This is a genomic window from Streptomyces sp. NPDC001904 (genome assembly GCF_040297005.1).
Lineage (GTDB): Bacteria > Actinomycetota > Actinomycetes > Streptomycetales > Streptomycetaceae > Streptomyces.
The window spans coordinates 1-11817 of record NZ_JBEOYI010000060.1 but is presented as its reverse complement, the minus strand read 5'-3'; the positions used below and the strand labels follow the sequence as shown (position 1 = coordinate 11817).

General features: G+C 73.1%; 9 protein-coding genes. 6 read left to right on the top strand and 3 right to left on the bottom strand.

Going from position 1 to position 11817, the window contains the following annotated elements; translation table 11 throughout:
- Window positions 1-131 precede the first annotated feature (131 nt).
- Both ABT127_RS39095 and ABT127_RS39090 read right to left on the bottom strand, forming a co-directional pair.
- The gene (locus ABT127_RS39095) at window positions 132-1625 is read right to left on the bottom strand and encodes a hypothetical protein (RefSeq protein ID WP_502971857.1); all 1494 of its coding nucleotides are present in this window, start codon (window positions 1623-1625) and stop codon (window positions 132-134) included.
- A gap of 176 nt (window positions 1626-1801) precedes the next feature.
- Complete coding sequence (locus ABT127_RS39090; RefSeq protein ID WP_351461304.1) at window positions 1802-3187, bottom strand: NsdA family TPR-like regulatory protein; 1386 nt, start codon at window positions 3185-3187, stop codon at window positions 1802-1804.
- 302 nt (window positions 3188-3489) lie between these two features.
- Between ABT127_RS39090 and ABT127_RS39085 the strand changes: the two genes are divergently transcribed.
- The 4 genes from ABT127_RS39085 to ABT127_RS39070 all read left to right on the top strand — a co-directional run bounded on the left by ABT127_RS39085 (window position 3490) and on the right by ABT127_RS39070 (window position 8452).
- Window positions 3490-4191 (top strand): bifunctional DNA primase/polymerase, encoded by a 702-nt coding sequence (locus ABT127_RS39085; protein ID WP_502971856.1) that lies wholly within the window; start codon window positions 3490-3492, stop codon window positions 4189-4191.
- A gap of 50 nt (window positions 4192-4241) precedes the next feature.
- Window positions 4242-5030 carry an ABC transporter ATP-binding protein gene (locus ABT127_RS39080; protein ID WP_351461301.1) on the top strand — a complete coding sequence of 263 codons (789 nt, stop codon included), beginning with the start codon at window positions 4242-4244 and terminating at the stop codon, window positions 5028-5030.
- The gene (locus tag ABT127_RS39075; RefSeq protein ID WP_351461299.1) at window positions 5027-6616 is read left to right on the top strand and encodes a transporter; all 1590 of its coding nucleotides are present in this window, start codon (window positions 5027-5029) and stop codon (window positions 6614-6616) included. The genes ABT127_RS39080 and ABT127_RS39075 overlap by 4 nt, the downstream gene beginning before the upstream one ends.
- 447 nt (window positions 6617-7063) lie before the next feature.
- Complete coding sequence (locus ABT127_RS39070; protein ID WP_351461296.1) at window positions 7064-8452, top strand: PAS domain-containing protein; 1389 nt, start codon at window positions 7064-7066, stop codon at window positions 8450-8452.
- A 106-nt stretch (window positions 8453-8558) separates the two neighbouring features.
- On the opposite strand, the gene ABT127_RS39065 is transcribed toward ABT127_RS39070, so the two are convergent.
- The gene (locus tag ABT127_RS39065; RefSeq protein WP_351461294.1) at window positions 8559-9326 is read right to left on the bottom strand and encodes an SIS domain-containing protein; all 768 of its coding nucleotides are present in this window, start codon (window positions 9324-9326) and stop codon (window positions 8559-8561) included.
- Window positions 9327-9552: 226 nt separating this feature from the next.
- Here ABT127_RS39065 and ABT127_RS39060 point away from each other — a divergent pair, with 226 nt between their 5' ends.
- Together ABT127_RS39060 and ABT127_RS39055 are read left to right on the top strand one after the other, a co-directional pair.
- Window positions 9553-10245, top strand: coding sequence for an iron-dependent transcriptional repressor DtxR (locus tag ABT127_RS39060; RefSeq protein WP_351461291.1), 693 nt, complete (start codon window positions 9553-9555; stop codon window positions 10243-10245).
- Window positions 10246-10837: 592 nt separating this feature from the next.
- On the top strand, window positions 10838-11701 hold the full coding sequence (locus ABT127_RS39055; RefSeq protein WP_351461289.1) for an alpha/beta fold hydrolase: 864 nt from the start codon (window positions 10838-10840) through the stop codon (window positions 11699-11701).
- Window positions 11702-11817: the final 116 nt, after the last annotated feature.

Here is an 11817-nt window from a genome sequence, read left to right as displayed (position 1 = left end):
GGCGGCCGCCGCGCCCGGGGGGGGTGGTGGTCCCCACCCGGGGGGGCCCCCCCGCCCCCCCCCCCCCCGGGGGGGGGGGGGGGGGGCCCCCCCCCCCCCCCCCCCTTCTCCGGTTCATCCGGTTCCCGGCGCTACAGCTGGATCGGTGACCGCGGGGTCAGTCCGTACTTGGACGCGATCGCGTTCCACAGCTTCGAGGCTTGGGCCTTCTGCGTGGAGGCCGTGCCGCTGGCGTCGTTCCCGGCCTTGCGCTGCGGCGTCGCCCTGGCCTGGTTCTTGTGACAGAGCTTCTTGTTGCCCGCGACCTGGTCGGCCCAGGCCGCGTAGTGGCTGTCCGCGGAGGCGGACGCCTGCCAGGCCTTGGTCAGGGCGTCGGTCAGCTGCGCGTTCTGCGGCAGCTTGTCCACGGCGAGGGCGCCGAGCTTGGTCACCAGGTCGTTGCGCTGCTGCGCGGCGGCCCGCAGGTCCTTCGCGGCGGTGGGCAGTTCCTTGCAGGATTCGATGTTGGTGACCGACCGTACGACGGCGGACCGGCTGTTGTTGGACTCGGCGAGCAGCTTGTCGAGCGCGACGGCCTGCTCCTTGGCCGGGTCGGCGGCCGGTGCCCCGGACTCCGCGGGCGCCGACGAGGAGTCCGAGACCGTCGTGGTGGTGTCGGACTTCTTGTCGTCGTCGCCCCCGCTGAGCAGGGCGCCCGCCCCGATCCCGAGGATGAGGATGCCCACGCCGACCGCGGCGATCAGCGGCACCTTCGAGCCGGTGCGGTTCTTGCCGCGCGAGGCGGGAGCGGGCGTGTAGCCCTGCGGCTCCACCGGCGGCACGTACCCGCCCTGCGGCGCCTGCCGGTCGGGCGGGGTCTGCTGCGCGTGCGGGTCGAACCGCGGCATCTGCTGGGTGGACGCGGCCTGGCCCTCGGGCTCCGTGCGGAACAGCGCGTCGAACTCGGCCGGCGGCTGCCGCTCGCCCGGCGCGCCGGGGCGGATGCCGTAGGGCGCGGCCTGCGGCTGGCCGGGTACCGGCGGGATGTACTGGGTCGCATCGCCGTCGGCGCCGGGCATCGCGCCCGGCATCTGCTGCGGCGAGGTCTGCTGCGGCTGCTGCACGGCGCGGCCGAGGAACTGCGTGGACTCGGCCGGGGCCTCCGGCGGCAGCGGGGACGCGGCGGTCTGCGGCGGTATGTACTGCGTCGCGTCACCGGCGCCCTGCGGGGCTATGTACTGCGTGGCGTCGCCGTCGTACCCGCCCTGCGGCACGGCCGGCGGCATCGGCCCGGCCTGGGCGTACTGCTGCGGCAGCGCGTGCGCGGACGCCTGCTGGTGCGGCGGCAGCGCGCCGGCGGGGTGCTGCGGAGGCGCGACCGGCTGCTGCGCGGCCGGCTGCCCCCACTCGTACGTCGGCATCGGCTGGGAGGTCTGCGCCTGCTGGGACTCCGGGCCCCACGGCTGCCCCCAGGGGCTGGCACCGGCGGGCCCCGCGGGCCCGCCGGGCGCGCTCTGGTCGCCGAACGTGCCCGGCAACAGGGGCTCACCGCCGTCGGCAGGCAGCACGACACCTTCGCGCGCCTGCCGGGCCTGCGGAAGGTGCGGACTCTCGTCCTGCCCGCTCTGTCCGCTCTGCTGCGTCACCGGGACTCCTACTACGGATGGGGGACCATAACTGACTGCGGAATCGTCGGCTCACGCTACCGGGTCCTCGCACGCCCGTGCTACGCACCTCAAATCCGAGGAGCCTCCCCCGTGACAGGAGTAACAAAACCGGCCGCGGCGGCGCTGTTTAATCACCGGGCCGGTTCACCGGTCCCCTACGCGGCGGCCTGGAGCTCCACCCGCGCCCCGAACTCCCGCACCACGGCCTCCTCACCGAACGGTTCGAGCCGTTCCTTGAAGTCCTCCAGGTACTCGGCGCCGCGGTTCGAGCGCAGCGTGCCGAGCAGTTCCACGGCCCGAAGTCCCGTGTGACAGGCCTGTTCCACCTCGCGCTGCTGCACCTGGGCCGTCGCGAGCAGCACGAGTCCGATGGCCCGGCGCCTGGCCCGCGACTGCGGGTGGCCGTCCAACGACTCCTGCGCGTACCGCGCCGCCTCCCGCGCCTGCCCCAGATCCCGGTGGCAGTGGGCGAGTTCGTCGGCGAGGTAGGCCGGATCGAAGTGGGCGATCCAGGCCGGGTCGTCACCGGAGTGCGCGTCGGCCTGGTCCATCGCGGCCAGCGCCCGGCTGCCCGCGCTCTGCGCCGAGCGGGCGTCCCCGAGCAGCGCGTGGCCGCGCGCTTCGGCGGCATGGAACATCGCCTCCGCGCGCGGCGTCACGCGCCCGCGCGCCCCCTCCTGAGCCGCGCGGGCGAGCTGGGCGATCTCGCGCGGGTTGCCGAGCTGGGCCGCCAAGTGGCTCATGGACGCGGCCAGTACGTACCCGCCGTAACCGCGGTCCCCCGCCGCCTGGGCCAGCCTGAGTGCCTGGATGTAGTAGCGCTGGGCGAGGCCCGGCTGGCCGGTGTCGACGGCCATGTACCCGGCCAGCTCCGTCAACCGCGCGACGGCGGCGAACAGTTCGCGCCCCACGGCCTCCCGGTAGGAGCCCGCGAGCAGCCCGCTGACCACGCTGTTCAGGTAGTGGACCACCACGGGCCGGACATGTCCGCTGCCGTACTGGTGGTCGAGATCGGTCAGCGCCTGGGTCATCGCCTTGACCGCCGCCACGTCGGACGGGCCGACGCGCGGCCCGGCCGTCCGGGCCACCTGCGAGTCCGGCACCGAGATCAGCCAGTCACGGCTCGGCTCGACCAGCGCCGAGGAGGCGACCGACGAGCCGGACAGGAAGTCCCGGCGCCCCACGTCACTGCGCCACAGCTCGCAGACCTGCTCGATGGCGCCGAGCACGGTGGGCGAGAACTGCAGGCCGACGCCGGACGCCAGGTTCTTGCCGTTGGCCATCCCGATCTCGTCGATCGTGACGGTCCGGCCGAGTTTGCGGCCGAGCGCCTCCGCGATGATCCCCGGCGCCCGCCCGCGCGGCTGCTGCCCGCGCAGCCAGCGCGCCACGGATGTCTTGTCGTAGCGCAGGTCGAGGCCGTGCTCCGCCCCGCACATGTTGACCCGGCGGGCAAGGCCGGCGTTGGAGCAGCCCGCCTCCTGGATCAGTGCCTGCAGCCGTTCGTTGGGCTGTCGCGCTACGAGTGGCCGTGCGGCCATGGCGTACCCCCTGCTGTCCCCAGGATCCTGGTCACTAGGTCGTCAGATCGTCACTGGCATCGGTGGATCAATGCCCGGCGGACAAACGGAAGATGCAACACAAACGGGTACTAAATGCATCACCCTCTCGGGTGTCTCCCCCTCGCCCCTCGCTTTCTGGTCCCTGGCTACCCGGCCCCCGCTGCCGCTGCCCATGCGCGCCCCCGCCCATGCACCCATGCGCCCCACATGCGGGAACGATGCTCCCTCCTCCTCCTTACGTGCGCCCGTAACCCGAGGGAAGGGCGGGAGTTGAGAACGACGTGGAAGAGACCATCGCAGGCACCTCGGACGTCACCTCACCCGTCAGCACCGGCCCTGTCACGGCTTCAGGACAGATCCCCAACCAGCGCGGCGAATCCCTGCTCGACACCGCCGTACGCTATGCGGAGGAGCGGCACTGGGACGTGTTCCCAGGAACCTGGCTGGAGTTCGACGACGGCGTCCAGCGCTGCTCGTGCGACGACCGCCAGTGCGCGCGCCCCGGCGCGCACCCCGCGCGCACCGACTGGGCGACCCAGGCGACCGGCAGCGCCACCGTGGCCCGCCGCGTGTGGTCGAAGCAGCCGAAGGCCTCGATCCTCCTCCCCACGGGCCGTACGTTCGACGCGATCGACGTCCCCGAGACCGCCGGGTTCCTCGCCCTGGCCCGCATGGAGCGCATGGAGCTGACCCTCGGCCCGGTCACCTGCACCCCCGACCGCCGCATGCAGTTCTTCGTCCTGCCCGGCGCCACCCTGAAGGTCCCGGACCTCGTACGGAAGCTGGGCTGGCCGCCCGCCTCGCTCGACCTGGTGGCGCTCGGCGAGGGCGCCTTCGTCGCCGCTCCCCCGACCCGCTTCGGCAGCCAGGGCGCCGTGCAGTGGGCGTGCCGGCCGACCGCCGCCAACCGCTGGCTGCCGGACGCCGAGGAGCTGATCTCGCCCCTGGCGTACGCGTGCGGGCGCGAGAGCGGGCGCCGGTAACGGCGCGGCGCCTGCCGGGGGCCGGGTCCCGCCCCGCATAGGGTTCACCCATGACCGAGCCAGCGGCGGCCGTACGCGTAGATGACCTCTGGAAGTCCTTCGGACGGCAGACAGCGGTCGCCGGGATCGAACTCGCGCTTCCCGCGGGCCGGTTCATCGGCCTGGTCGGACCGAACGGCGCGGGCAAGACCACGACCCTGTCCATGGTGACCGGACTGCTGCGTCCCGACCGGGGCACCGTCCGGGTCGCCGGCCACGACGTCTGGGCCGATCCGGCGGCGGTGAAGGCCCGGATCGGCGTCCTCCCGGAGGGCCTGCGCCTCTTCGAGCGGCTCTCCGGGCGCGAACTCCTCGCCTACACCGGGCGCTTGCGCGGGCTGCCCGGCGCCGAGGTCGACAAGCGGGCCGGACAGCTGCTCGACGTCCTCGATCTGGCCTCCGCCCAGCACAAGCTGGTCGTCGACTACTCCACCGGGATGCGCAAGAAGATCGGCCTCGCGGCCGCGCTCCTCCACAACCCCGAAGTCCTCTTCCTCGACGAGCCGTTCGAGGGCGTGGACCCGGTGTCCGCGCAGACCATCCGCGGCGTCCTCGAACGGTTCACCCGCTCCGGGGCCACCGTCGTCTTCTCCTCGCACGTCATGGAGCTGGTGGAGTCGCTGTGCGACTGGGTCGCGGTGATGGCGGCCGGGCACATCAGGGCGCAGGGACCGCTGGCCGACGTACGCGGCTCCGCCGGATCGCTCCAGGAGGCGTTCCTGGAGCTGGTCGGGGCGCAGGGCCGGGCCGACGGCGGGACGCTGGACTGGCTCGGCAACCAGCCCGGGAACCCGGCATGACCGGCGCCGCGCCCCTCACCGGGACGCTGGTCCGGCTGAAACTCGCCCTGCTGCGCAACGGGTTGCGGCAGTCCGGCGGACGCCTCGCCGCCTATCTCGCCTCGGCCGCCCTCGTCCTGCTGCTCACCGCGCTGGTCCTGCTCGGCCTGATCCTGCTGCACGGGAACGCGCACGCGGCCACCGTCGGCGTACTGCTCACCCTGCTCCTCGCCCTCGGCTGGGCCGTGTTCCCGCTGTTCTTCCCGAGCGGCGACGAGACCCTGGACCCGACGAAGCTGGTGATGCTGCCGCTGCGCACCGACCCGCTCGTGCGCGGGCTCCTCGTCTCCTCGCTCGTCGGCATCGGGCCGCTGTTCACGCTCTGCGCGCTCGGCGGCGCCGGCTACGCGGCCGCGCGCGGTCCGGCCGGCGCGGTGGCCGCCGTCGTCGCCGTCCCCCTCGCCCTGCTCACCTGCGTCGCGCTGGCCCGCACGGTGGCCGCCGCCAACGTCCGGCTGCTCACCAGCCGCAAGGGCCGCGACCTGGCCGTGCTGAGCGGTCTCGTCATCGCGGTCGGCGCCCAGCTCGTCAACTTCGGGGTCCGCAAGCTGGGTTCGGCGGGCGGCATCGACGCGCTCGACCCCACCGGGCAGGTGCTGCGCTGGGTGCCGCCCGCGTCGGCGATCGGCGCGGTGGACTCGGCGGGCAAGGGCGTGTACGGCGCGGCGGTCGCCCAACTCGCGCTCTGCGCGGCCGCACTGGCCGGGCTGCTGCTGCTCTGGCGGCGGGCCCTGGACCGGCTGATGACCTCGCCCGACGGCTCCACCCTCCAGGCCGCCGAACCCACCCGCCGCACCCGCCGCACCGGCCCGCGCCTGCTCCCGGGCGGCCGCACCGGCGCTGTGATGGAGCGCAGCCTGCGCTACGTCTGGCGCGACCCGAAGACCAAGGCGGCCTGGGTCACCTCGCTCGCGATCGGTCTGATCGTGCCGGTCTTCAACGCGCTCCAGGGCACCGGCTCGGTCTACTTCGCGTGCTTCGCCGCCGGGATGCTCGGCATCCAGATGTACAACCAGTTCGGCCAGGACACCTCGGCGTTCTGGATGGTGGCGATGACCATCTCCTCCGCCCGCGACGCCTACGCCGAACTGCGCGCCCGCACGCTGGCACTGCTGCTGATCACCCTGCCGTACGCGGCCCTGGTCACGGTCGTCACCACGGCGCTGCTCGGCGCCTGGCACGCCCTGCCGGAGACGCTCGGCCTGTCCTTCGCCCTGCTCGGCGCGATGCTCGCCACGGGAGCCTGGACGTCGGCCCGCTTCCCGTACTCGATCCCGCAGGAGGGCTACAAGAACGTGGCCCCCGGCCAGGCGGGTCTCGCCTGGATCGCGATCTTCGGCGGCATGGTCGCGGCGGCGCTGCTGTGCGCCCCCGTCATCGCGCTCACGATCGCCCTGCACGCGACGGGCGCGGACTCCTGGGCCTGGACGCTGCTGCCGGCCGGCGCGGTGTACGGCGCCGCGCTCACCGTCCTGGGGCTGCGCCTCGCGGCCCCGCGCACGGCGGACCGGCTGCCGGAGATCCTCGCCGCGGTCAGCAAGGGCTGACGGGTCCCGGGACGCAGGCAACCCGCGAGCCGTGGTTCCCCCGCCGGGGCGGGTGGAAGCCGGCCGGACGTACCGGCAGCTCGCGGGTCGGGTGACTGCTTGGAATGGGGCCGGCTGGTCCGGCGCCGAATACGTGATGCGACGTCGGGCTCTAGCCCGCAGTCACCTCAGACGTCCGGTGTGCATACATGCTCCGAACCACCTCCTTTCAGTCTGTACGGCACACCTTAGGGAGCCGTCCGGACACGCTCAACCGGTTTTTCCGGCTCCGGTGCCCTCGGGGGGTTGTACGGAGTTCGGTCGGGGGTTGCATGCTGGACCCGTGTGTTCACCTGATTCCAACTGCCGCTCGATTTCTCCGAAGTTGACAGAACTCCATGTGGGATGCGTCACGTTCGAGTTGAATGATCTGAGCAGGACGCCGACACAGCCTGCGGGGGGTGCCAGGTGAGTGCTTCACGGCGTAGTGGAACCACTGATGAGCTGGGGCCCGACGAGCCGGACGGGGCCGATCTGCTGGCCGCGCTGCTCGACGGGATGGATGCCGCGCTGTGCGCGTTCGACGCCGACGGGGTGGTGACCCACTGGAACCGCGAGGCGCAGCGGATACTCGGCTGGTCGGCGGCGGAGGCCGTCGGGCGGCAGGGGTTCGCGGGGTGGGCCGTGCGGCCCGCCGACGCCGAGGAGATCCAGGAGCGGCTGCTGGCCGCCATGCACGCGTCGGGGCGGCAGGTCCACGAGTTCGCCCTCGTCACCAAGGAGGGCGGCCGGGTGCTCGTACGGACCCAGTCCGCCGCCGTGCGCGGCACCGACGGGAAGCCGGCGGGGGTGTACTGCGCCTTCAGCGAGGTGCACGCGCAGATCGATCTGGAGCGGTCCATCGCCCTGAGCGAGGCGCTGTTCGAGGACGCCGCGTGGGGCGTGGTGCTCGTCGACGCCGACCTGCGGCCCGCCGTGGTCAACGCGCATGCCGCGCGGGCGCTCGGGGCCGGGCGCACCACCGTGCTGGGGCGGCCTCTGGGCGAGCTGATCTCGCAGGGCGTCGAGGAGCTGGAGGCCGCGCTCGCGCACGTGCTGTCGGAGGGGGCGCCGCCGTCGCCGATGGAGGTGTGGGTGACGGTGCGGGTGCCCACAGAGAGAGGCGAAAGAAGCGAGAAGGGCCAGAGAGGCGCGGGGTCGGGCTCCGGCGGGGTGCGGCAGGAGCGGCGGTGCTGGCGGAGCGGGTTCGTGCGGCTCGCCTCGCCGCTCGCGGAGGAGCCGGTGCCGCTCGGTGTCGGCTGGCTGTTCCAGGACGTGACGGAGGCCAAGCAGACCGAGCAGGAGGCCGCGCAGCTGCGGTTCCGGGCGCATCAGCTGCACCGGGCGGCGCGGGCCGCCGCCGAGTGCGAGGACCCGGCCGAGGCGGCGACGGTGCACCTGGACTTCGCCCTGGCCGGGTTCGCCGATCATGCCGTGGTCGATCTGCTGGTGAGCGAGGAGCCGGTGCGGCTGGTGCGGGCCGCCGCGACGCCGTCGGGCCCCGGCCTGCTGGTCACGCGCGGGGCGCTGCCGGTGCGGTACGGGGAGGGGCATCCGGCGGTGCAGTGCGTGGAGCGGGCCGGTTCGGTACGGGCCGCTGCCGCGAGCACCGATGACGAGGTGGCCTGGGCCGCGGGGCGGCAGTGGCCCGAGGGGAGCCGGTACGCGCTGTGCGCGGTGCTGCGCAGTCGGGGGCGGACGCTCGGTGTGGTGACGTTCCTGCGGGGTGGCAGCCGGGTGCGGTTCGAACGGAGTGACGCGATGTACGCGGAGAGCGTGGCCGCGCTGATCGCCGGGGCGGTGGATCTGGCGGGCTGAGCCGTCGTGGCTGGTCGCGCAGTTCCCCGCGCCCCTGGATGCCGCAGGCATCTCAGGGGCGCGGGGAACTGCGCGAGAAGCGGCCACCGGAGCCGCGGACGAAGATCTAGTGCTGGTAGAAGATGCGGTCCCGGTACTCGTCGAAGACCTTGGCGTTCCAGGCGTGGCCCCCGTCCACGTTCCCCGAGCGCAGCAGCGGAGGCTGGATCCCGCGGTCGGCCAGGGTGGCGGCGCAGGTGGCCAGGGTGGACTGCATCAGGGCGCTGGTGGTGACGGTGGAGGCCGAGGCGAAGGGCGCGTCGACGCCCTCGTAGGTCAGCTCGGCGTCCCCCACGGCGATCTTGGAGTCCAGGACCACGTCGCAGTGGTCGCGCAGGAACGTGCCCGAGGCGTGCCGGGACGTGGGCGCGTCGGGTCCGGTCGCGTAGGACAGGGAGGTCACCCCGATGACCTTCAGGCCGAGGGCGCGGGCGTTGATGGCCATCTCGACCGGCAGGGCGTTGCGCCCCGAGAGGGAGATGATCACCAGGGCGTCCCCGGCCCGCGCGGGGCTGGCGTCCAGGACGGCGGCCGCCAGCCCGTTCACCCGCTCCAGGGCGGAGCCGAGCGTCGCCGGCATGACGTCGACGCCGACCGCGCCGGGCACGGCGAGCAGGTTCATCAGGGCGAGGCTGCCGGCGCGGTAGACGACGTCCTGGGCGGACAGCGACGAGTGGCCCGCGCCGAACGCGAACAGGCGTCCGCCCGCGGTGACGGTGTCGGCGAGCAGGGTGCCGGCCGCTTCGATGCTGCCCGCCTCCTCGTCCCTGATCCGCTTCAGGAGGGCGATCGAGGCGTCGAGGTACTGCGCGGCCAGTGTGCTGCTGTCGCTCATCGGCGTAGCCCCTTGGGTCTCGGTGTCGCGGATCACCGTGCGGTCTGGACCAGCGCTCTGTCAATACACCCCCGGAGCGCGTCGGACCCCTTGTTTCCCCGGGGTTCCCCTGGCGCGGCACGGTTGTCAGCGGTATGCGTCAGAATTGGTGTCAGGGCCAGCGCACGCGCTGTGCGGCCAGCCAGCGGGGCTGCCGCGTAGCTACACAGCTATACGAGGGGCACGTATGTCCGGACTGATCGACACCACGGAGATGTACCTCCGCACCATCCTCGAGCTCGAGGAAGAAGGTGTGGTCCCCATGCGCGCCCGGATCGCCGAGCGGCTCGACCAGAGCGGCCCGACGGTCAGCCAGACCGTGGCCAGGATGGAGCGGGACGGTCTGGTCGCCGTCGCCGCCGACCGGCATCTGGAGCTGACCGACGAGGGGCGCCGCCTGGCGACGCGCGTCATGCGCAAGCACCGGCTCGCCGAGTGTCTGCTGGTCGATGTGATCGGCCTGGAGTGGGAGCAGGTGCACGCGGAGGCCTGCCGCTGGGAGCACGTGATGAGCGAGGCGGTGGAGCGGCGGGTGCTGGAGCTGCTGCGCCACCCGACCGAGTCGCCGTACGGGAACCCGATTCCGGGCCTGGAGGAGCTGGGCGAGAAGGACGGCGCGGATCCGTTCCTGGACGAGGGCATGGTCTCGCTCGCCGATCTGGACGCGAGCGGGGACGGCATGACCGTCGTCGTCCGCCGCATCGGCGAGCCGATCCAGACGGACGCGCAGCTGATGTACACGCTGCGCCGGGCGGGTGTGCAGCCCGGTTCCGTGGTCAGCGTGACGCAGTCGCCGGGCGGGGTGCTCGTGGGCAGCAGCGGTGAGGCGGCGGAGCTGGAGGCGGAGGTCGCCTCGCACGTCTTCGTGGCCAAGCGCTGAGCGGCTTGTCTCCAGCGTCTCCGGTGCGTCCGCTGCGCCGAGTGCGCCGGGCGGGGCCGCGGGAGCCCGTGCGGCGACAGTCCGGGAGCTGACGTCAACCTCCGTACCACAGTGGGGCGTTGACTGATTTTCGCGCATGCTGCGCGTTTGCGCAGAAAGCAAGATTCACTGTGCGGAATCGCAGCGCTCCGACGCTCTGCGTGCCAGGCTGTCGCGTGAGGCATATGACCGGAGGGGGCCTGGGATGGACCGGCCGTTCGGGGTACGACGGGCTCGCGGGAAGCGGGAGCGGCCCGGCCCGACGGATGTTCCTGCCCGTCACGCAGAGGGCCCCGGCGCCTTGCGGCGCCGGGGCCTGTCCTCCCCTGTGCTGACCCGGAGCCCCGAGCTCCCAGGGTCATTCCCCACGGACCGTTTTCCCCGAGCGGTCCGCTCCCCGAGGAAGAGATCCCCTCGGTGGCGCCAGTCATTCCTTGAGCGTTGTCACTCGAACGAGGGGTGTTACCGGGGAGCATCACGCTTTCGAAAAAGGGTTCGATAGCGTGCGCGGGTACGCGACTGCAGGCGCGACCACAAGGGGGTGCCAGGGCCTATGGCACGGCGCATCGACGTGACCGGCGCGGGCGGGGCCCGCCTGGCGGCCTGGGAGTACGCCGACCCTCCCAAAACGGCCGAGACCGGCCGCGGTCCGGGAGTGCTCTTACTGCACGGTCTGATGGGCCGGGCGTCCCATTGGGCCGGTACGGCGCGCTGGCTGGCCGAGCGCCATCGGGCGGTCGCCCTCGACCAGCGCGGGCACGGACAGAGCGACAAACCGACGCAGGGCCCCTTCGACCGCGAGGCGTACGTGCTCGACGCGGAGGCGGCGCTGGTGCAGCTCGGGCTTGAGCCCGTGGTGCTGATCGGGCACTCGATGGGGGCGCTCACGGCCTGGCAGCTGGCCGCGCGGCGCCCCGATCTCGTCCGGGGTCTGGTGATCTGCGACATGCGGGCCTCCGCCCTGGGGGCCGCCTCCCAGCGGGAGTGGGAGGACTGGTTCAAGGCGTGGCCGCTGCCGTTCGCGACGCTCGCGGACGTGCGGAAGTGGTTCGGGGAGGACGATCCCTGGGTGGAGCGGCCGAATCCGGCGCGCGGGGAGTTCTACGCCGAGGTGATGACCGAGTCCGGCGACGGGTGGCGGCCCGTCTTCTCACGCCGTCAGATGCTGACCGCGCGCTCCACGTGGGTGTTCGACGCGCACTGGGAGGAGCTGGCGGCCGTGCGGTGTCCGGCGCTGGTCGTGCGCGGGCTCGACGGGCAGTTGGGGCGGGCGGAGGCCCAGGAAATGGTGCGGGTGCTTCCCAGAGGGGAGTACGCCGAGGTGGCCGACGCCGGCCACCTCGTCCACTACGACCAGCCCGATGCGTGGCGCGCCGCCGTCGAGCCGTTTCTGGACGGGGTGCTGGCGGGGCTCTAGGGCGTGTGTCGAAAGTCCTGCCGTCCGCCCGGAGGGCGGGCCCCGCGGTGTCTGGTGCGTGCGATCGCAAGGCGCCGGAGCGCCCTCATAGCGGAGCTATGCGGGCGTTTCGGCAA